A 21,511-nucleotide genomic window follows, 5' to 3' on the forward strand; every position below is an offset into this window, starting at 1 on the left:
GATGTATGATACGGGCAGGTAGTTCTTTACACTTTGATTTCTTCTGGTTGGGAAGTCTCCCCACGTTTTAGCAAGCGACTAGTGATGGTCCCCGCTGTCATCGCTCCGGACACATTTAACGCTGTACGCGCCATATCAATCAGAGGCTCAATAGAAATCAATAGTGCTGCAATAGTGACTGGCAACCCCATCGCAGGTAATACGATCAACGCGGCAAATGTGGCACCACCACCAACGCCAGCAATACCAAAAGAGCTAATTGTCACCATAGCAATCAATGAAATGATGAAGTGGCCATTCATAGGGTCTATTCCTACGGTGGGCGCAACCATCACTGCTAACATCGCCGGGTAAATACCTGCACAACCGTTTTGCCCGATAGTGGCACCAAACGACGCTGAAAGGTTAGCGATTGCTGGTGGAACATTCAGCTTGGAAATTTGGGTTTCAACATTTAACGGAATGGTGGCAGCGGAACTTCTGGATGTAAACGCAAATGTCAACACAGGCCAGATCTTCTTAAAGTATTGTCTTGGGCTAACGCCAACGAAAGAGAGTAGAAGACCATGAACAAGAAACATTAGAATGATGGCGGTATAAGACGCTACGATAAAGCCAATTAAATTTAAGATATCCGCTAAGCTTGAGGAAGCAACCACCTTCGCCATTAGCGCGGCGATACCATAAGGTGTTAGCGCCATAATCATTTTTACCAGCCTCATAACAATGGCTTGGCATGAGTCAACGGCTTGTTTGATGGGGGCTTCTAGTTCTTCTTTTTCCATCGTGACTTTTCTAGCGGCGATGCCAACAAGCACACCGAAGATGACTATTGCGATGATGGATGTTGAGCGAGAACCGGTTAGATCAGCAAATGGGTTAGTCGGAATAAAGCTAACCAACATTTCTGGAATAGATAGGTTGCTGACACTTTGTAAACGGTTTTCCAACACAGTCGCACGTGCGGCTTCTCTTGCCCCCTCTGTTAATCCAGCGGCAGATAGACCGAATAGGTGGGTAATTATGATGCCTATTAGTGCTGCAATCGCAGTGGTTAGGAGCAGCACAGATATGGTGAGACCTGAAATCTTTCCTAGCGAGCCGCCTTTATCGAGTTTCATGACCGCCGAGATCATGGAGACGAGTACGAGCGGCATGATAACCATTTTTAACAAGGCGACATAGCCATTGCCAATGATGTTGGTCCACTCGAGAACCGTTTTTATCTCGGGATTTGTGCCGCCAAGAATGAGGTGCAAGCCCAGGCCAAACGCACTACCTAGTACCAATCCAAAAAGTACCAATCGAGAGAGCGAGTTGCTTTTTCGTTGCAAGTTAAAGAGAAAAGTGAGAATACAAAGAAATACGACAATAGCCGTAATAAAGCTCAGGGACATAGGTTATTTCCTTATGATTTCGATGTCTATGTCAACAATAGGGGTGCCAACATATAGGAGTTTGTAAACTGCCCTAAATAAAATAAAGGAATAACTTATAAATTAAAACCATATGAACTTAGTAGATTATCTAAAGTCGAATCTACTGATAGTTGTATTTGTGAAGTAGCGTCAAAATATCCACGGTATTGAGAATAGATATTTTCTGATTACTGGGTTCAAGCAAACTAAACAACATAGCCAAAGCGACTTTTCTCGCCTCTATTGGGACAAGATTGCGTAGAGAACCGAGCATAACAGGACTCAAGACGTTAAGCGCATGTTGGGTGAGCGCTTCACCTGTTCGGGGCTTATCACGTAGTCCAAGCAGCGGACCAGGTCTGACGAAAACCAGACGCTCAAACTTCATGCGTGACAATGTCACTTCCATATTGCCCTTACACCTTAGATAGTGAGAGAGTGACGTGCTGGAAGCCCCCAAGCTTGATACGACGGAAAGGTGAGTTACGCCGATAACTTTCATGGTTCTGGCCACATCACACACCAAGTCGTAGTCAATTTTTTTCAGCTCAGCGGATGAGCCCGCTTGTTGTTTGGTTGTGCCTAAACATATGAATCCATATCTAGGAGAAGGCTTATCTTCATCCCATTCATGGATTTGCAGTTGTTCATTTTGTATCGTTTCTAACTTAGTATGAAAATACGGTAGGGGTTGTCTTGTTAAGGCGTAGATACGCGTAATTGGACCATCTTCCAACATCTCTTTGAGTAATTCCGTACCGACCAAGCCAGAGGCACCTGCCAATATGGTGATGATCTGGGAATTATCTGAGTCCATGGAGATTACCAAGTGTTGCTTTGCTATGTGGATTCGATAAGTAGGTATTCGTCATCGGTAGCTACTTGGCACACTACTGAGAGCAAATTCATCAAACAGTAGTGTAGCCAGCCTGATTAACGTTTAAGTGGAGATGACGTTATGTCATCGATAGAGGTACTCGTTTTTGTTTTTTAGCGCTGTCACCTTTCGATGTGCGCTGCCTTTTTGCATTTTGATTGGCAAACATAGAAACTCCTTCTCTTGGTTGCTCCTAAAAACCATCAGCATAATTAATGCTGCATTGTTCGTGCCACTCTGTGAGCGAAAAGTAAAATTCTCCTATATGAGTCTATTAGTATAGCTAAAATTTACCAATGCAACTGAATCTGTACATTTATCGAATGTGTTTGGTTTGTAGTGCTTTATCTTAAGAGCAAAATACTTATTGGTAATTCAGTTCGGTTGCTTTATTGATTCGTAGGGATTTAGTAAAGTGTCAAACAGCATTTATGTTTAAGGAAGCGAGCCAATGTACGACATTCCACAAGTAAATTTAAAAGGCCGAGTTTCAGATATTGAATGGCAAACACGAGTAGAGCTAGCCGCTGCGTATCGTTTGTTTGTTATGCATGGATGGGACGATTTAATTCACACTCATATTTCTGCACGTATCCCGGGAACGGAAGATTTATTAATCAACGCATTTGGGCTGGCTTTTGATGAGGTGACCGCATCGAATCTAGTAAAAATAGACATCGATGGGAATGTTGTCGATCCGGAATGTCCGTTTACCATTAACCCGGCGGGCTTTACCATTCATAGTGCGGTTCATGAAGCACGGCCTGAAGATCAATGCGCGTTACATGTCCATAGCGACGCAACGGTTGCTATCGCCAGTTTAAAAGAAGGATTGCTGCCTTTAAGCCAGTATTCAATGTTTGCTTTAGCATCCTTGAGCTATCACGATTATGAAGGTTTGGCTGTTAATCATGAAGAAAAGCTGCGGTTGCAAGAAGACTTAGGTAACACAAACTTTATGTTGCTTAGAAACCATGGTGCACTCACTATGGGTAAAACCATTGGTGACGCTTTCATGCATATGTATGATTTAACTCGCGCTTGCCAAATACAGCTGCAAATTCAGGCCACAGGTCAAGAGGTCAACTATGTTGATCAAGCGATAGTCGATGGCATTAAAGCACAGGCCAATATTGTTCACTCCGGAAAAACCGGTGGACAGACAGCTTGGCCTGCCATGATGAGAAGCGTTAAACGTCTTTACCCAGACTTTGATCAATAGACTTCGAACGAAATTTAGCCTCAAAAGGTCAACACGCCCTAATAAACAACTAAAAAATAGGTAAGCCTCACAATGAAAATTACTGAGATTGAGATTTTTGATATTCACTGCCCGAAGCGTCCGCCTTGGAACCCAGTATTTGTCCGCATCCATACGGATGAAGGAATAACGGGTGTTGGAGAAGCTGGGCTTGCTTATGACTGGGGCCATAGCGCGGCAGCGGCAATGATCAAAGAAATTGCAGAAGCGGTACTGATCGGTTTTAACCCCTTTAACACAGAGCTGCTTTGGTCGAGAATGCTAAGAGAAAGCTTTTGGGGCTTAGGTGGTGGGCCAGTTTTATATTCAGCAATGAGTGCTATTGATACCGCACTTTGGGACATCAAAGGTAAAGCGTTAGGGCTACCTGTTTACCAACTACTAGGTGGAAAAACGAACGATAAACTTCGCACTTATGCGAGCCAGTTACAGTTTGACTGGGACAAAGAATGTAAAAAGCTTATCGAGCCAGAAGAATACGCAGAGGCAGCGTTGAAAGCGGTTGCGGAAGGTTATGATGCGGTGAAAGTTGACCCGATTGTTTACGATAAAAACGGTGAGTCTTCGTTCGATAGAACCAAGCTGTTTACTCAACCTCAGATGAGACTATTTGGTAACCGCTTGAGAGCGATTCGCGATGCGGTTGGCCCTGATGTGGACATTATTTTTGAATCTCATTCGTTAATGGGTGCGGCCTCTGCTATTCAGATGGGAGAGGTGATTGAGGAAGTCGGCTGCATGATGTATGAAGAGCCCGTTAACTACCTTAACTCAGCGATCCATAAGAAGGTGTCAGATAACGTTAACGTGCCGATCGCAGGTGGTGAACGTCTATACCACAGATGGGACGCTCGCCCATATTTTGAAGATCAAAGTATCGATGTGCTGCAACCTGATGTGGGTCTTTGTGGTGGTTTTACTGAAGCGAAAAAAGTGTGTGACTATGCTGATGTCTACGATATTCGCGTTCAAGCGCACGTATGTGGTGGTCCTGTCGCAACTGCGGCGTCACTGCATTTAGAAACGGCGATACCAAACTTTTTGATTCATGAGCATCATACTTATGCGATTAAAGAGTGGAATAGAGAGCTGTGTATCCAAGATCCACAGCCCGAAAACGGCTTCTTCCAAGCTCCAGATACTCCAGGAATCGGTATCGAGCTTAACGATGAAGTAGTTAAACGCTCTCCTCACGTGAGTGTGAAGTAACTAAAACCGATACCACTTCAAGGCGTTGTCATAAAACAGCGCCTTATTTTTTTCTGCAAGTCTTGACTGATATTCCGTCCATAGTTGTTGGTATGGCTTGGATAATAGACACAATGGGAAGTTACTCCCGAGCATCACTCTGTCCTCTCCAAAGCTCTCAACGCAAAAATCAATCACTGAAGCGACCCAGTTGATATCATAATCACGGCGACTCATTTCCCAGCCAGAGCACTTTATTGCGCACTCGGAGTATCGAGCAAGTAAGGATAGATTCTCGCACCAAGTGTCCCATTCAGGGCTGGTTGTTGAAGGTGGGAACCCAGCATGATTAATCAGAATTTTTAGCCCAGCTAAAGACGGCAGCTGGGCATTGAGTTCTTCAATGGCAGCACTATCTGTCATGTACATTTGCAGCTCAAAAGACAGCCCGAATTTAGCGAGCTGTCTTAAGTTCATGGTTACATTCTCATTGCAAAGTAACGCCAAAGCTTGCTCATCAAAGATGTGCCTGACACCAACGACAGATGGCAATCCTGTTAGCTTTTCTAAGTCACGCTGAAACGTTTTAGGCGGTATGGTTAAATCTACCGCGGCTACTGAACGAAAGGGGAGTTGGCAATGTTTTTCTAGCCACTCTACTTCTCTCCAACTACGAGTATTATCGTAGCCAGCCTCAATATGAACATAACCCGCCAACTCGTCATTATTGCCTAGTTGCAAATCCTTTTCATGATAGTTTCGATAGAGTTTTGCTTTATCTGACCAAAACGGAGGATTGCCCGGCTTAAGCCAGTGGTAATCTCCACTTTCGATATCGAATAGGTGCAGGTGGGTATCGATGAATTTATGCATATTTAGCCTGTTGTGTAGCCACCATCAATGACCTGTAAGCTACCAGTAATGAATGTCGCTTTGTCACTGGCTAGAAACAGTGCATATTCCGCCACTTCTTCAGCTTGTCCAATTCTTCCGAGCGGTTGTAGCTCTGCCTCACTGGCGTGCACCTCGTTGATGTCTGCACCAGATTTTCGGCAGTAATTTTCTATTGCGGTGTGGTAGAGAGGCGTTTCAATTGTGCCTGGGCAAATGGCATTAGCGCGGATATTGTATTTGGCATAGTCAATCGCTGTCGTTTTAGCGATAGAAGCTAGCGCTGTTTTACTTAGGTTATAGGCAAAGGAATTTGGTTTGGCCACAAGTGCTTGTTCAGACGAAAGAATAATAATAGAGCCCGATTTTTGACGCTTCATCGCTGGTAAAACGGCTTGAACTGCCGAGTAGGTGCCTTTGACGTTAATATCGAAGACACGTAGGAAATCGGCCTCACTTGTGTCTTCAATCGTGGCGGAATAATGTATACCAGCGCTTGTAATGAGCACATCGATTTGATGATGTTCGGATATTTGTTGAATCTGCTCTTGGACGGCTTGGTGATCCGTGATATCGCATTGGTGATACTCACCATGCTCACCTTCTTTAAGGTCTAAATTGAATACGGCATAGTTGTTTTGTTCAAATAGTGCCGCGATGGCAAGACCAATACCAGAGCTTCCCCCAGTGACAATACAAGTTTTTTTCATATTTTTCGAAAGGCTGATTGAGGTGGCATGATCATAACCCAAGTTGATGTGTTGTGATACGGCATCAAACGAAAAACAGCGATATACAAACAACTGAGTATATGAAAGATAAGATTGTTGAGTGTTTTTCTTGATTAAAGCTAGCTATAAATAGGGCCAATCAATTTATCGGGTTTTGTGGGCACACGTTTGCGTATAACAAAGTGGTAATCGAACAATAATTAATCTTAAAGGATACGAAACCTTAAGTATCTGCGACGAGTAGGGTGACAACGCATCTTGAGTTAGTTTAAAGTTGCCTTAGAGTCGTGTTTACTACGAGTATGATTTACATGTATCAAATATCAGCGATTGATAAGTGCGATCTCCTTTGTATTAATCGAAGTGTCAATTCATTAACATACCCCTGTGCAATAAAGGAGTAGCGCATGACTAAGCCTCTGTTTAAAAAATCTTTTCTGTTCGATTCATTGGACTTAACACAAGAAGTTGTGCCTCAAGTGCTCGAGCTACCCACTGGTGTAATGTTAAAAGTACTTCAACGTGGAGTGTTGGAAGTGACGCCAGCTCAAACCGATGAAAGTACTAAACATATGGTCATTTCTTGTGGTGTTCATGGTGATGAGACGGCACCAATGGAGTTGGTCGACCAGATGATCAACGATGTGATGGAGGGTACATTACCCATACAAGAGCGATGCTTGTTTATTATTGCGCATCCAGAATCCACCAATATCCACAAAAGGTTTGTTGAGGAAAACCTTAATCGACTGTTTGATGATAAAGAAACGCCCGTGACAAAAGAAAGCGTGATCGCGGAGAATCTTAAGCGCTTGGTTGACCAATTCTTTCAAAACACCCAAGAATCTCAGCGTTGGCACTTAGACTTGCATTGTGCCATCCGATTATCTAAACATTATTCTTTTGCTGTTAGTCCAAAGTCACGTCATCCCGTGCGCAGCAAAGAACTGGTCGAGTTTATAGAAAATGCTCATGTCGAAGCGATACTGTTGTCCAACGCGCCTTCGGGCACATTTAGTTGGTTTAGTGCGGAAAACTACGCGGCACAAGCTGTGACTATGGAGCTTGGGCGTGTGGCGAGAATTGGTGAAAACGATCTGAAAAGATTGTCTGTATTCGACGTGGCATTACGCAATTTAGTGGCAAGACGTCAATCTGAACACGAAGCGCAAAAGCCTATTATTTACCGAGTCAGCCGTACTGTAGTTCGTTTGAATGAAGATTTTGATTTTCTGTTTTCAGATGACGTGGAAAACTTTACTGCTTTTAAGCACGGTGAGGTATTTGGGCATGATGGAGATAAGCCATTGATGGCAAAGAATGAAGGTGAGGCCATAGTATTCCCTAACCGTCATGTTGCCGTTGGGCAACGTGCAGCCTTAATGGTATGCGCGGTTAAAACACGATATGAAAATGATCAGTTAGTCTACGATTAACCCCAGATTGACTCATTTAAAGTAGTACTACTCAATATCATGGCTTAACGTTATAGTTAAGCCATTGTCATTTCTAATATTCAGTTATCACTTGCTCATGGATTTCAGTCAGCTTATCAAGCAAAAAGCCAATCGTTGGCACAAAGTCATAGGGCTTTTGATCGTTTTGCTTATCGTGGTCAGTATTGCTTATATATCGATTGGGCAGATATTCATTTTTCCTTTTAGTCACCTAAATGGCATCGATAAAACTCTACTCCTTGAACTAAGACTTCCTCGCTTAGTTGCAACAATACTTATCGGCGCAGCGTTAGCCGTTTCTGGCGCGGTGCTTCAAGTATTACTCGGCAATGTTTTGGCCGAGCCTGGCGTTCTTGGTATCTCTGGTGGAGCCAGTCTCATGATGGTTATCGTGCTATTTTTCTTGCCCTTTTGGGCAACTCCGCTCGGGTTTACGTTATCAGCGATTTTGGGTGCGCTGATTTTTACCAGCATACTCGTTTTTATGGCGAAAATGATGCGATTTACGACCGCCAGATTATTGCTGGTGGGCGTGGCGCTGGGAATTTTGACCAGTGCAGTGATTACATGGGCGTTTTATTTTAGCGATAATATGAGCCTGCGGCAGTTACTCTTCTGGCTGATGGGAAGCGTTTCAGGCATGACGTGGAATCAGCTTGCACTTGGTGTCGTCATGCTTCCATTTATTATCTGGCTTTGCTTACAAGGAAATGTGCTCGATCGATTAATGCTAGGAGAAATTCACGCTACCCAACTAGGGGTGAACGTCCACACCGTGAGATGGAAATTGATAATGTCCATTTCTATTATCGTTGGTGGGGCAGTCGCTTTAGGTGGTGTGATAGGGTTTGTTGGGCTCGTTGTACCACACTTGGTTCGCCTAGCTTTGGGGACAGAGAATAAATACTTGTTACCCACCTCTGCTATTTCAGGTGGGTTATTGTTAGTGATCGCCGATCTTATTGCGCGAACATCAATTGGGGCAGGAGAGCTGCCGCTTGGTGTGGTGACCACCACTTTGGGCTCGCCCGTTTTTATTTGGATGTTGATAAAAAACTATGATTCGAATTGATGGCGTGAGCGTTGGCTCAAGACTGCTTCCTCTCTCTTTTGAATGCGGGAGAGGAGAAATCGTACATTTAATTGGGCCAAATGGTAGCGGAAAAAGTACGTTATTATCCGCTATTGCAGGTACTGAAGATTATTCTGGCCATGTTTTCATCGGTGATGTAGACAGTAAAGGTTATTCACTGGAGGACTTAGCAATGGTAAGAGCCTACCTTAGCCAAAGTGAAAAGCCAGCATTTAACTTGCCTGTATTCCAGTATTTATCGCTTTCAATTCCCACAAAACATAACGTGTCCGTAGACCAGCTCAACAACGCTGTTGCAGAGCTGAGCCAAGAAGTTCAAATCCAAGATAAGTTGCACCGTCCCATTCATCAACTCTCCGGTGGTGAATGGCAACGAGTTCGGCTTGCGGGAATTTGCCTCCAAGTGTGGCCCACGATAAACCCAATGGCCAAATTGTTATTGCTTGATGAGCCAGCGGCCTCACTGGATATAGGGCAAGAAAAGTTGCTGTATCAACTAATCCGAAAAGTTGCCGATCAAGGTATTGTTATCTTAATGGCTAATCATGATTTGAATCGAAGCCTGAAACATGCCGATAAGGCCGTTTTATTAGAGCAAGGTGTGATGGTCAAGTTTGGTGAGGTTGAAGATATTATTACTGAAGAGCATATTCGCCGTGTGTTTTGCACAGATGTGAAGTTAGAAATGATTCGTGGATCTAACGTATTGATTTTTGATTGATTTTGGTGCGATGTGCACCAATGTTGGTATTTATTCACTGTGATAGATATCACGCGAAGAAATTATATTTCAATATAAAACAAATGGTTAAGAGTATGGCTGCAAGGTGGCATGGGAATTGTAACTGCTACCCTTGTACATTCTCGTTCTAGTTAGACTTTATGTCCTTTAAGTTCTAACAAAATTTCGCCACCTTGTTGTTTTAAGGTGGCTTTTTTTATTTTACGCTATGTGCCTTAAGCTGTCAGCGGAGAGAGATCGGCTGGACGGTAGTAAACAGATTTAAGTACTTTACCTTGGCGAATGGTTTTACCTTCACTAATAAAGTCTTCAGCACATTTTGCAATGATGTATTCGCCTTTTTGTACTGACATGAGCTTTACGCCTTGTTTAGCGTAGTGCGCTTTGGTTTCCGCGTATTCTTTTTCGTCTCGGCATACTTTACTCATGTTGCTCGAGTGGACTTCATTCCAGCATGGAAGAAAATCGATAGCCAAGTTGTCTGCGACGTTGAGAAGTAAATCAATTAGGTAATTAACCGATAAGTTGTCTTGGATGTTTTGGTGACCAAGGTGAACTAGGCGGCCCATTAAAACGTAAACGGTATCGATGATAGCATCGGCACGCTCAGTTTTATCTGGAGCTTCTGCAAGTTCTGTCAGCTCTTCAATGGCGAGTGATGTATGTAGTGTATCGGCTTTATCATCTAGGCTATTTGGTTCGTTGACAGGAAGATCAAACGTACTGCGGAACTCCAAAATGTCTTGGTATAAATGATTGAAAATTTCTGGTGTGAGTTTGGATAATCGCATTATTTGGGCCCAATAATAAAAAAACGCGTTGATTTTAACAAAGCCTCATTGCGCATGCCACATATTGGCATTCAAATCACTTGATTTCCCGCACGATTTCAAAGGCGTGAGACTAAGTTCATTGATATAAGGCGATGACTAGTCTTTAATATCAGTAGTTGAATAATAATTACAAGTGGGCATTCGTCTTTAGGGGATTTATGGCAGTCATCAACGAAAGTGAAGAGCTAATCCGAAGAATCTACCAGATCACCAATGATTACCAAAAAGGATTTGATATTCAAATAAGCCAGTTGCTCATCTTAGGTTTGGAGCGGTTCAACCTCGATATCGGAATTTTGTCTAAAATAGAAGGTAATACCTATACGGTTCTTAACTGCGTGACGCCAGAAGAAGTCGATGTCAATTCAGGCGACACTTTCGACTATGACGCTACCTATTGCGAGATTACCTGCAATACTTTTGGCCCTGTAGCGATTGAGCATATGGGGAAAAACAATCAATACGCCTCGCACCCAGCTTATGCCGCATTTGGACTAGAAGCCTACATAGGGATTCCAATTTTTGTTGATGATGAACTCTTTGGCACATTAAATTTTTCTTCTGCAAAACCCTATGATAGAAAATTCGAAAGTACAGATATTGATGCATTAAAACTCATGGCATCATGGGTTGAAGTCGAGATGATTCGTAGAAAACAAGAAGAACAACTGCAAATATTAAATCAAAAACTGAAATTTCAAGCGCTTAATGACCCATTAACCAAAATCCCTAATCGCCGTTGTATGTTCAAAACCTTACCATCTGATATTGATAGGATGAAATCTTCTGCCGGAAAGGGGACGTTGGCGCTGGTAGATATTGACCACTTTAAGTTGGTTAACGATACGCACGGTCACCAAGTCGGCGATCATGTTTTAGTACAAATTGCTGATGCATTAAAAGACGTAGTCGGCTCGACCGAATATCTAGCGCGGTTTGGTGGTGAAGAATTCGTTGTCTGGTTGCCCGACAGAGAAATAGGTGAGCGCAATCTTGTTTTAAAGCAGGTTCATGAGTGCGCAAGAGAAGTTAAAGTGGAAGGCAAACCCATCACAGTTTCAGTGGGCGCGTGTCACTTTGCATTTGATGCAGTTAACGAGGCTTCCGGAGAGAAAATTTTAGACGAATTCATTTCACTAGCCGACGAGTGCCTTTATGAAGCGAAAAGCCAAGGGCGAAACTGCATTGTTGCCAAGGAGTTTGGCACTGTAAACGTGCTCTAGGTAATTCTCCTTTTCTATGCTCCAATTCAACAAGCGACAGATTGAAGCTAAGCTCTTCAATCTGTAGTTTGTTGTTGTGGCAGGGTAACTATTTATTTGTAGGAGCTTGGCTTTGGCATGTTTGTTCATCATAGTCCAAAACGGTGCCACCAATACCTGCAAACTGCATTCTGACAACCATACCTTCTTTCACAAATTGGCGTAGCTGTACACAAGCCGCATCATAGCTAAACTTCATGATGGATGCTGTATTCCAACGATAGTCTTCGCCTGCTACGGTTTCATTGTAATAAATCACACCATTGTCTAGTATTTTTAGGTGCTTAATACCCGTTAGTTCTTTTTTCGCTGTCTCGATAGTTTGTGTCGAGGCCGTTGTTTTGATGCTAGCTGGGTTTAGTGCTTGGCAGCCAGCCAGAGCGATAGCAGATACAGCAAGTAGCCATTTAATTTTCAATGAAGTTTTCATCAGTTTTATTAATTGTGTATTAGAATTGGCCGGGACTATAAAAGAATTCGTAACTAGCGTCTACCAATCTTCCAAGTTGCCCAACGATACGGTATTTTTCCCCAGTCTTTTCGATTCATACATGGCGTTGTCCGCCACACTGATCATTTGATTAAGAAGGTATAGAATGTTGAGATCATGGCCTTGATGATTTACGGCCTCTGGGATAGACATAGAGACCAGCCCAATACTGACCGTGATCCCCCCTGCATGACCAAAACTATCTTGAACTGCTCGACGTATTCTTTCTGCCGCGCATTTGGCTTGCTCTTCATCGGTATCAAGCATCACGATAACGAACTCATCACCACCTAATCGAGCGACTTTATCGGTGGCTCTTTGGGTTGCCTGTAAGCAGTTGGCAATCGAAACTAGGTAGTCGTCGCCAATCAGGTGGCCATATTTATCGTTGATGCCTTTGAAGTTATCGATGTCGAGAAAAGCAATACTCAGCGGCAACTCCTGACGTTGGCATATTAGAACATACTCTTCAAACCTTCGCATGAGCCCATCTCGATTCAGCACGCCAGTCAAAGGGTCTTCTAAGTTTAAACGGGCTAGCCGTTCGTTGGTTTCTCTAAGTTGTTGCTCTATTTTCTTAAAAGCGGTGACATCAACGTAGGAGCCGAGCATTCGTGTTACCTTGCCATGTTCATTACGAATCCCTATCCCGCGACATCGAGTCCAAACCGTTGAGCCATCTTTATGCAGGTATCGCACAACGTGATCGTAAGGATGGTTGGGGTCTTCACTGTGTGACTGAAAGGCCTCCACAATACGTTCTACATCATCCGGGTGGAATAGTTCTCGCCATTTTTCTGCAAGGTATGGGTGTTCATCGGGGCCATACCCAAGTCGCTCCCACCACTCAGGGCTCACCCATTCAGTGTCTTGTTCGGTATCCCAATACCATATCCCATCTAGAGATGAAGTATACAAAAGCTCAAATATCTTGTGATCACTCGATATCAGGTCATATAGCTCAATTTTTAAGTCTTCTGCGTCATCCATGAATGCCTCCCAATACAATTGTCATCGTTACTTATGAAGGTAAGCAATAACATTAATAATAGGATCTAGTTATTTATTTTTTATAATTATTAAATTTTATCTTAGGGATAAGATCTTAAAGGGACAGTCGCTTTAAGTGCCTCCATTCCTTGTTTGTGCAGTGTCTTCACCGGGGTATACTCTGTTTATCTATATGAAACGTGTACTAGTTTATTAGCAAAACAGATATGAGAAACAGTATCAGTATTCGAGGTTATACCAAGCAATTACAGAGTCATTTGCATGAGGATTACCACCAACTGGTGATGCCAATTCAAGGCAATATTTTGATTGAGATGCCAAAATTTGTTGGAAAAGTCACGGTTGGGGAGTGCGTAGTGATTCCTAGTGGCACCGAGCATGGATTTAAAGCAGATGAAATAGCACGTTTTATTGTCGCAGATTTGGACGTGTTGCCTGCTCACTTTTTCACGGGCCAATTGGCTGTATTTTCAGTTACGCCACCGTTGTTAAGCTATATACATTTCATCGAAAAGCAATTGCAGCACCAAGTCGATAATGGGTTGGAAAGCTCGATTCTGAATGTGTTCTCGATGCTTTTGGAGCAGCAAACCCATGCTAAACCTATTGACGCGAGGCTCCGAGCAGTACAAAGTCATATTGCTGAAAATATAGATAAGGTTTTGACGATAAACGAATTGGCGAAGATATCTTGTTTAAGTGCTACTCAGTTTAAAAAGCGGTTTAAAGAAAGCATTGGCGTTACCACATTGCAGTACATCACTGAGCAGAGAATGGAGAAAGCTAAAGCGTTGCTCACGCATACCGATCTACCCGTTCAATTGATTGCTGAGCGAGTGGGTTACAGTGATTTGTCTGCGTTCAGTCGTCGTTTTTCAAAATATTTTGGTTTATCTCCATGCAAGTTAACCCGCCAATAACGTCTGTTTAGACAATTGTTGCGTCTTTTCTGCAAAGTATTTGGTTGTTAATCTTCGTATTATTTTCTCTATTAAAAGTCATTGTAGAGAATTAAGTCATGTCATCTGTCGCGATTCAATCGACAAGCCAATATCAAATTGGTGTGCTGGCAATTTTATTTGCTTCCTTGTTGTGGGGAAGTACAGGCACTGCCGCAAGCTTCGCACACCAAACCAGCCCATTGGCCATTGGCGCTTTTGCTATGGGGGTTGGTGGTGTTCTTCAGGCTTTGTTATCTTGGCGTAGTATACGCCATCATTTCAATCAGATAATGGCCGTTAAGCCAGTATTAGCGATAAGTAGTGTTGCATTAGCCGTCTATCCTTTGGCTTTCTATACCTCGATGAAACTATCTGGCGTTGTGGTTGGAACAGTACTCTCAATTGCCAGTGCGCCTTTCTTTACCGTTGTTATTGAGTGTCTTTTTAGCAAAAGTAAAAGGGTCTCTGTTCAGTGGTTGGTAAGTTTCGCGTTTGGCGTTATGGGCATCATGATTCTGGTAATGGCGAAATCGGGTGGTACTGTTGAATCGGATCAAACGTCCTACCTATTTGGCATTGTCTTAGGATTAGTCGCGGGATTAAGCTACGCTATCTACTCCTGGGTTGCCAAATGGATGATTGATGATGGTATTCAATCGCAAGCGGTGTTAGGAAGCATTTTTTTTGGTGGAGCATTACTGTTATTGCCTAGTTTAGCTTTTACCGGAGATCATCTTTTTTCAGGTGTCACGAATGCTATGGTTTCGATCTATATGGCAATCATTCCAATGTGTTTAGGCTATCTCGCATATGGGTATGGATTAAGGTATGTTGATGTCAGCAGCGCTACTCTTCTCACTCTATTCGAGCCAGTGGTAGCGGCGGTGTTAGCTGTTTGGATTGTAGGTGAGAAGATTACAGTATCTGGCTGGATTGGTATTGGATTGATTAGTGTGTGCCTGATTCTTCAAACCCTAGATAAAGATTTGAGCTAGCAGGACATGAAAGGTTTTATGGAGGTATTATGAAAGGCGTAGGTAAGTTAACGTTTTTTTGCGGGAAAATGGGGGCGGGGAAAACGACAAAGTCTCAGCTGCTATCGCAAGAGACAAGTGCGGTCTTGATCTCAGAAGACGATTGGTTGACCACTTTGTACCCAGACCAGATCAAGACATTTGATGATTATTTGTTGTATTCCGCTAGGCTAAAACCTTTAGTCAGAAGCCATGTGCAAAATATTCTACAGACAGGAACAGATGTAGTTTTGGACTATCCAGCGAACACAGCCAAACAACGAAAATGGTTTATGGAACTTTCTAGCGAGGTTGGTGCTGCGCATGAGTTGATGTTCTTGGAGCGAACGGACGAGCAGTGCTTAACGCATATTGCGAAACGCAGGGTGGAACAACCACACAGAGCGCAATTTGATTGTGAGGACGTGTTTCACATGGTGACCCAATACTTTGAGCCACCAATAGAAAGTGAAAACCTAACTATTGTTTATTGCGACTGAGTCATTACCAACTGTCGGAAGACAATAAAGTTTGATCAGTTACAATAAAGCTTATCCATTTTTTAGGCGTGTTAGAACGTCAAACTAACACGCTTATGCCCCATTTCTAGCTAGCTTCAAAGTACAGCACACTTCTGCATCGAGTCAGTTGCCCTATATTTCTCAATCAATATATGGTGGCAATATGTTAGGAGATTTGATCAGATAAGATGATGAAGCCAACAACCGTTCTCATTCATGTGCCAGATGTAAAAGTAGGCCTAGATTGGTATCAGAAAGCTTTTCCAATGGCTATTCCTGTTTTCTTGAAAGAATTCAATTTTACCCTTCTTAAAGTAGGTGATTTTACTCTTGAATTAGTTCATGCTGACGAGAAAGTAAGCGCTGGAAAAAGTGGTACTGTGCTTTATTGGTCTGTAGAAAACCTAGCGGTTGTACTAGAGCACTTTGTCTCAGTAGGAGCGAAGTTGTACCGAGGGCCAATGCAAATAGAAAATGGACTAGCAATGTGCCAAGTAGAAGATCCATTTGGTAATTTGATTGGCTTGCGAGGGAGATACGGATGACGAAGCTTATCGCAATAACTGGGCATAAATCGAACTACCCAAATCCAATAGAGTTTTTCAAAGAAGATAAGGTTACATTGGGAGCCTTGGATACGGAGTTTGTGGGATGGATACGAGTAACAACAGACAACGGTAATATTGGTTGGGCTCCAATCCAATATATCGATTTCGATTTAGGCTCTACTGCTGGTACGGCAAATCAAGACTACAATGCCCGAGAATTGGATATCGTTGTAGGTGAGATAGTTATATTGGTACGTGAATTGAGTGAGTGGTCCTTAGTGAGAAATGAGAATGGACTAGTTGGTTGGGTGCCAGCGAAAACACTCAATCCAGCGTGACGGGCATATCAGTACACAGGTCATTGAGGTATCAGCTATAAGGGAAGTTCACTTGAATAAATTGCTACTAGTTATCGATATGCAAGAAGACTTTTTTAGAGAAGGTAGGCTTGCCAAAAAAAGAGCGCGATTTACAGATTCATTGAACGAATTGATTTCAGCATTCCGTCTCAAAAACCAAAACATTATTTGGGTTCGTCAGGTGTTTAAAGACGACTTGTCAGATAGCTATTTAGCTCTACGTCATTCTGGTCACAAATGGACAGTGGATGGTACTCATGGTTGCGAGTTACTAAGTGAATTAGACAAGCTATGCAGCGAGCATGAAATTATAAAGAAAAGGTATAGCGCATTTTTTAGGACTGAACTTGATTCTATTCTCAATAAACTAAGTCCAAACGAGATTGTGATAGCTGGGGTAAATACACATGCTTGTATTAGGGTAACCGCTATTGATGCTTACCAAAGGGATTATAAGCTCGTTTTGGCTGAAGAATGTATAGATTCGTATGACCAAGGTTGCCACGATGAGTCTTTCGGATATCTGGTAAACAGCGGCATTGGAACCCCTTCATCTAATGAGCAAATTATTGAAGCACTGCAGTACTAGGACTCGCTTTTGTCTAGAGGCGTGCTTTGGGGCATGAAACACGAAAATGCCCCTTTTCTAGCTAGCTTCAAAGTACAGCACACTTCTGCATTGAGTCAGTTGCCCTACATTTCCTAATCAATATATGGTGACAATATATTGGAAAATTTGATTGTCCTGTGAGATTAGCAATGCCACTTCAAGATTTATCAAAGATGGGTGCTTCAAGGGTCTTATTGCAAGAATATGAAGGGAATCTATGTATCAATAAGCAAAAAGCATCTGCTGTTGAAATTGGCTTTTATCAATTTTCAGCACCCAAGCTAACAGGCGTAAACACCCCTAAGTTAATCAGGTTAAACGGAAATAACCTATATATTGAATACATTCCTAATAAGATTACGTTAGATAAACTGAACAAATGTGATGACACTTTTAGACAGCTAGCGTACCTCCATCAGTCAAAATGTACACCACCATTTGCCGTTAAAACACATCAGTGGACACTGGAAGCCACAGAGTTAGCTTTACAGAGCTTGAACTTGCCTAATGTTACTAGAGATTCAATTTATACTATTCAAGCTTCTTCAGCTGAGTTGTTTGTTAGCCATGGTTTGATTTCCGGTGATAGTAATGATGGCAATTGGGGAGTGAGAGACAACGAGGAACTAGTGCTATTCGATTGGGAGCGCTTCGGTTATGGTAGTCCTGCGATTGATTTGGCTCCTTTAGTTCGAGGTTTAGGTAGTGTTAGTAGTTATCGAGAAGTTGTAGAAAAGTACTCTTGCTTTAACCCAACGTTTTCTTCAGAGATACTAAGAAAGCACTTAATCATCGCAAAGGTCTGGATATTAATTGAAGTGACTAATATTTTGATTAGTAGGAATAAACAAGATGCTCAACTGTATTTAAGCTGGTTTAATGAAAATGCACCATCATGGCTAGATGTAATAGAAAAAGAGCTTTAGCTTGGTGCTCATATTAAAAGGCAACATATTGCATTGCGGATCAGCTCTACATTAGTTGAGTTGGTTATGCCCCAAAGCTTCCTAGGTCCAATGAGCTGACGATTTAGCGAGTGTTGTAATAGACCAAATTAATCTACCCGTACTTTGAGCTCTTATACGGAAAATCTAACCTGCCCTGTAATTCTCTCTCGATTCACACCATACGTTTTTTGTGTAGTTTCCACGAAATCAAGTGGTTCAGCTTAATACGGAGATGCTGAAGGTATATGATAAAGGCAAACCATTAAAAACAATAAACTAAATGCAATTTGTAAAATACGGACCTAATGTTCCCGATAAATTGATCCAAGCACATGAGGAAGGTAGGGTAGTCTTCTTTTGTGGTGCTGGCATATCCTTTCCGGCAGGCTTGCCCGGTTTTGGTAAATTGGTAAATTCATTGTATAGCGAGCTGGGTGTAATTCCTGATGAAGTACAAAAGCAAGCACTTAAGAATGGTCAGTTCGACACGGCTGTTTCATTACTTGAGTCGATTAAGCCGACTCCAGAGTGGAGGCGAGATGTTAGAGAGAAACTCTCAGAGCTGCTAAAGCCAGATTTCTCTAGTCCTAAGTCGACACAGACGCACAAATCTTTACTCAGGTTATCAACAAATAACGATAAAAAAATGAGGTTGATAACGACGAACTTCGATACTGTTTTTCAAAAAGCTGCAGAAGAGGAAAGAATAGAGGTTAAGGAATTTTCTGCCCCATTGCTGCCTGTCCCTAAGAAGCGTTGGGATGGTTTAGTGTATTTGCATGGTTTGTTGCCAAGGGATAAAAATGGTCTAGATCATTTGGTGATTTCGAGTGGAGATTTTGGGTTAGCTTATTTGACGGAACGTTGGGCTGCGAGATTTGTTAGTGAGCTATTCAGAACTTATACAGTTTGCTTTATTGGTTATAGTTTAAATGATCCAGTATTGAGATATATGATGGATGCTCTAGCAGCAGATAAACAACTTGGCGAGTCTCCACCTGAAATGTATGCATTTGGGAACTACAAAGCTAGTGAATACGATAAGGAAGAAAAGAACTGGCGAGCAAAAAATGTAACTCCAATATTGTATAAGAATCACAGTCGTCATTATTATTTGCATGAAACGCTAGCAAAGTGGGCTGAAACATACAGAGATGGCTTGAGTGGCAAGGAACAGATAGTTGTCACAACTGCCTATACAAACCCAATGCAATCAGACGTGCAAAACGATTATGCCAAGAGACTAGCGTGGGCTTTGAGTGATCCATCAGGCATTCCTGCAAAGACATTTTCTAAGCTCAGTCCGCCCGCTCCTATTTCATGGTTAAAAGTATTGGAGAGAGCGAATCTTAATACAGAGGACTTATCGAGATACGGTGTAATTGACAAATCTTTGGATGAAGAGGGAAGTTACAACATCTTCAATAGACCCGCCAAAAGCTCACTTACTCCAAATATGACTATTGCAAAAAGTGGGTACCATGAAACATCTTGGGATGAAGTAATGGAAAATCTAGCTAAATGGTTGCTACAGCATATCAATAATCCCGAACTAATCTTATTTGTTTCTAGACAGGGCGGAAGACTGGATCAGCGAATGAAATGGCTGATATCGTCGGAAATTAGACAACAAGATGAGAAAAGAAAAGAACGAGATACGGAATACTTCAGGAGACTGAGCTTACAGAGCTCTGACCGAATTGTTACTAGTAGAATGAAATCTTTATGGTCTATTGTGCTTGCAGGCTACACAGAGTATTCAGGTATCGCGACTGACTTTTATAGTTGGGTTCAAGATTACAAACTTCTCGGTGTCACTGTTGGACTAAAGAAAACCTTGCGTCGAGTTTTAGGCCCTTTTGTGAGCTTTAAAGAGCCTTTTAACTTCAATAAATCAGATGCAGAATCAGGGATTAAAGGTCGTATTGATTGGGATGTTGATGTTGCATCTTCTATTGCTCACTCTGCAATGGATAGCTTAAACAAAGAAAAGTCTTGGCATGACCATTCCTATGAGCTGATACATGAGTTTGTAGGACTTTTAGTTGAGTTAATGGAAGTTAAATCAACCTTAGGCGATATTAACCCTAAAGCAGACTATTCATATATCTCTAGACCATCTATCAAAGCACACCCACAGAACAATGACTACAAGAGTTGGACGGTATTAGTTGACTTAGTCAGAGACTCTTGGCTGTCACTAGTAAAGCAAGATGAGAGTTTTGCAATCAGTTTAGCAGAACAATTTTGGAATCAACCTTATCCAATATTTAAGAGAATAGCACTCTTTTGTGCAAGTGAATCAAGTGCAATACCCGTTGATACAGTTGTCTCTTGGTTAAAGCAAGATGATGCATATTGGCTATGGGATGTGTCCACTCACAGAGAAGTCCTGCAGCTGCTTCGTACTCTGCACCGAGCTGCTAGCAACGAGCAGTACGAAGAAATACTTCAGATAACAATTAATGGTCCTAGGCGAGAGTGGTATACAGAAGAGTTATCAGAGGAAGAGTTCGAGGGTTTATGTAGTCGTTCAGTATGGTTGAGGCTCAAGAAGCTGCAGCAAGATGGTGGTGCTCTGAATGAAGAAGCGACTAAAACGTTAGCTGATATTGAGAATATTAATCCAAAATGGAAGCTTTCAAATGATGACCGTGATGAATTTACATTTTGGACAGGATGTGGCGATGAGCCCAAATCTATTGTTAGTGCACCAAAGGAAAAGCTAGCCTTAATCGAATGGCTTAAAGAGGAGCCAGTCGATCATTTCTGGACTGAAGATGATTGGAGTACACTTTGTCGTGATGATTTTGAACTAACGTCGTCAGCTTTAAAAGAAACTGCTGCTTCCGGTATGTGGTTGACCAAAAGGTGGCGTCAAGGAATTCAAGTTTGGAGTGAAGCTGAAGATCTAGATCTAGAGAAACAGATAGGGTTGTTTACGTTTGTTCTGAAAGCTCCAGATGAAAAATTAGTAGAGATCGCTTGGTCATTATCTAGATGGCTTAAAAAACTCCAACCAAGAGATACTTTTGCTGACAATGATTTCTTATATTTTTACGATAGATTGCTGAATCTTCCGTACGAAATAGACAACGGTGCGGTAACGATTAATACTGCTATAAATCACCCTGTGGGGATGTTGGTAGAGTCCCTATTCAGTTGGTGGTATACAAAGAAACCGTACGATGATGAAGGCTTGGATGAAGAGTTTCAAAGTAGGCTAGAAGTAGTTTGTGACTTAGCTATTGATAAGTTTAGTTGTAGAAGTTCAGACTTGATCTAACAGTTACCAGTTTTATACAGGTGCCCTGTTAG

21 protein-coding genes are annotated in these 21,511 nt (G+C 42.2%); 14 read left to right on the top strand and 7 right to left on the bottom strand.

The features are described 5' to 3' along the window. Nucleotides 1-26: 26 nt before the first annotated feature. Nucleotides 27-1,397 carry an L-cystine transporter gene (locus M9194_RS18575; RefSeq protein ID WP_250614195.1) on the bottom strand — a complete coding sequence of 457 codons (1,371 nt, stop codon included), beginning with the start codon at nucleotides 1,395-1,397 and terminating at the stop codon, nucleotides 27-29. 142 nt (nucleotides 1,398-1,539) lie between these two features. Further along, a complete protein-coding gene (locus M9194_RS18580) occupies nucleotides 1,540-2,235 on the bottom strand; it encodes a Rossmann-fold NAD(P)-binding domain-containing protein (protein ID WP_250614196.1) in 696 nt (231 codons plus the stop codon). Between the two features lie 511 nt (nucleotides 2,236-2,746). Between M9194_RS18580 and M9194_RS18585 the strand changes: the two genes are divergently transcribed. After that, nucleotides 2,747-3,517, top strand: coding sequence for a class II aldolase/adducin family protein (locus M9194_RS18585; protein ID WP_250614197.1), 771 nt, complete (start codon nucleotides 2,747-2,749; stop codon nucleotides 3,515-3,517). A gap of 72 nt (nucleotides 3,518-3,589) precedes the next feature. Next, a complete protein-coding gene (locus M9194_RS18590) occupies nucleotides 3,590-4,765 on the top strand; it encodes a mandelate racemase/muconate lactonizing enzyme family protein (RefSeq protein ID WP_250614198.1) in 1,176 nt (391 codons plus the stop codon). Here M9194_RS18590 and M9194_RS18595 read toward each other — a convergent pair whose 3' ends face one another. Together M9194_RS18595 and M9194_RS18600 are read right to left on the bottom strand one after the other, a co-directional pair. After that, nucleotides 4,766-5,617, bottom strand: coding sequence for an amidohydrolase family protein (locus M9194_RS18595; RefSeq protein ID WP_250614199.1), 852 nt, complete (start codon nucleotides 5,615-5,617; stop codon nucleotides 4,766-4,768). A 2-nt stretch (nucleotides 5,618-5,619) separates the two neighbouring features. Then, nucleotides 5,620-6,345, bottom strand: coding sequence for an SDR family NAD(P)-dependent oxidoreductase (locus tag M9194_RS18600; protein ID WP_250614200.1), 726 nt, complete (start codon nucleotides 6,343-6,345; stop codon nucleotides 5,620-5,622). Between the two features lie 428 nt (nucleotides 6,346-6,773). Here M9194_RS18600 and M9194_RS18605 point away from each other — a divergent pair, with 428 nt between their 5' ends. The 3 genes from M9194_RS18605 to btuD all read left to right on the top strand — a co-directional run bounded on the left by M9194_RS18605 (nucleotide 6,774) and on the right by btuD (nucleotide 9,637). Next, nucleotides 6,774-7,802, top strand: coding sequence for a succinylglutamate desuccinylase (locus tag M9194_RS18605; protein WP_250614201.1), 1,029 nt, complete (start codon nucleotides 6,774-6,776; stop codon nucleotides 7,800-7,802). 97 nt (nucleotides 7,803-7,899) lie between these two features. Next, nucleotides 7,900-8,895, top strand: a complete 996-nt coding sequence (btuC, locus tag M9194_RS18610; RefSeq protein WP_250614202.1) for a vitamin B12 ABC transporter permease BtuC — start codon at nucleotides 7,900-7,902, stop codon at nucleotides 8,893-8,895. After that, nucleotides 8,882-9,637 (top strand): vitamin B12 ABC transporter ATP-binding protein BtuD, encoded by a 756-nt coding sequence (gene btuD, locus M9194_RS18615; protein ID WP_250614203.1) that lies wholly within the window; start codon nucleotides 8,882-8,884, stop codon nucleotides 9,635-9,637. Before btuC ends, btuD begins: the two co-directional genes overlap by 14 nt. A 236-nt stretch (nucleotides 9,638-9,873) precedes the next feature. Here btuD and M9194_RS18620 read toward each other — a convergent pair whose 3' ends face one another. Beyond that, complete coding sequence (locus M9194_RS18620) at nucleotides 9,874-10,449, bottom strand: nucleoside triphosphate pyrophosphohydrolase family protein (RefSeq protein WP_250614204.1); 576 nt, start codon at nucleotides 10,447-10,449, stop codon at nucleotides 9,874-9,876. A 200-nt stretch (nucleotides 10,450-10,649) separates the two neighbouring features. Here M9194_RS18620 and M9194_RS18625 point away from each other — a divergent pair, with 200 nt between their 5' ends. Beyond that, nucleotides 10,650-11,714 (top strand): sensor domain-containing diguanylate cyclase, encoded by a 1,065-nt coding sequence (locus M9194_RS18625; RefSeq protein WP_250614205.1) that lies wholly within the window; start codon nucleotides 10,650-10,652, stop codon nucleotides 11,712-11,714. Between the two features lie 88 nt (nucleotides 11,715-11,802). On the opposite strand, the gene M9194_RS18630 is transcribed toward M9194_RS18625, so the two are convergent. Further along, nucleotides 11,803-12,183, bottom strand: coding sequence for a hypothetical protein (locus M9194_RS18630; RefSeq protein ID WP_250614206.1), 381 nt, complete (start codon nucleotides 12,181-12,183; stop codon nucleotides 11,803-11,805). 60 nt (nucleotides 12,184-12,243) lie between these two features. Next, nucleotides 12,244-13,233: a sensor domain-containing diguanylate cyclase gene (locus M9194_RS18635; RefSeq protein ID WP_250614207.1), complete on the bottom strand. Its 990-nt coding sequence runs from the start codon at nucleotides 13,231-13,233 to the stop codon at nucleotides 12,244-12,246. A 227-nt stretch (nucleotides 13,234-13,460) separates the two neighbouring features. Between M9194_RS18635 and M9194_RS18640 the strand changes: the two genes are divergently transcribed. The 8 genes from M9194_RS18640 to M9194_RS18675 all read left to right on the top strand — a co-directional run bounded on the left by M9194_RS18640 (nucleotide 13,461) and on the right by M9194_RS18675 (nucleotide 21,479). Further along, entirely contained in the window at nucleotides 13,461-14,174 is a 714-nt protein-coding gene (locus tag M9194_RS18640) for a helix-turn-helix domain-containing protein (RefSeq protein WP_250614208.1), read from the top strand. 98 nt (nucleotides 14,175-14,272) lie between these two features. After that, nucleotides 14,273-15,190, top strand: a complete 918-nt coding sequence (locus M9194_RS18645) for a DMT family transporter (RefSeq protein WP_250614209.1) — start codon at nucleotides 14,273-14,275, stop codon at nucleotides 15,188-15,190. Nucleotides 15,191-15,219: 29 nt separating this feature from the next. Beyond that, a complete protein-coding gene (locus M9194_RS18650; protein ID WP_250614210.1) occupies nucleotides 15,220-15,708 on the top strand; it encodes a P-loop nucleotide/nucleoside kinase family protein in 489 nt (162 codons plus the stop codon). A gap of 212 nt (nucleotides 15,709-15,920) precedes the next feature. Continuing rightward, on the top strand, nucleotides 15,921-16,274 hold the full coding sequence (locus M9194_RS18655; protein WP_250614216.1) for a VOC family protein: 354 nt from the start codon (nucleotides 15,921-15,923) through the stop codon (nucleotides 16,272-16,274). Next, nucleotides 16,271-16,615, top strand: coding sequence for an SH3 domain-containing protein (locus M9194_RS18660; protein WP_250614211.1), 345 nt, complete (start codon nucleotides 16,271-16,273; stop codon nucleotides 16,613-16,615). The genes M9194_RS18655 and M9194_RS18660 overlap by 4 nt, the downstream gene beginning before the upstream one ends. 52 nt (nucleotides 16,616-16,667) lie before the next feature. Further along, a complete protein-coding gene (locus M9194_RS18665) occupies nucleotides 16,668-17,225 on the top strand; it encodes a cysteine hydrolase family protein (RefSeq protein ID WP_250614212.1) in 558 nt (185 codons plus the stop codon). A gap of 170 nt (nucleotides 17,226-17,395) precedes the next feature. Continuing rightward, nucleotides 17,396-18,172 carry a phosphotransferase family protein gene (locus M9194_RS18670; RefSeq protein WP_250614213.1) on the top strand — a complete coding sequence of 259 codons (777 nt, stop codon included), beginning with the start codon at nucleotides 17,396-17,398 and terminating at the stop codon, nucleotides 18,170-18,172. 301 nt (nucleotides 18,173-18,473) lie between these two features. After that, on the top strand, nucleotides 18,474-21,479 hold the full coding sequence (locus tag M9194_RS18675; RefSeq protein WP_250614214.1) for an SIR2 family protein: 3,006 nt from the start codon (nucleotides 18,474-18,476) through the stop codon (nucleotides 21,477-21,479). Nucleotides 21,480-21,511: the final 32 nt, after the last annotated feature.

Source organism: Vibrio sinus, from assembly GCF_023634645.1.
Taxonomy (GTDB): domain Bacteria; phylum Pseudomonadota; class Gammaproteobacteria; order Enterobacterales; family Vibrionaceae; genus Vibrio; species Vibrio sinus.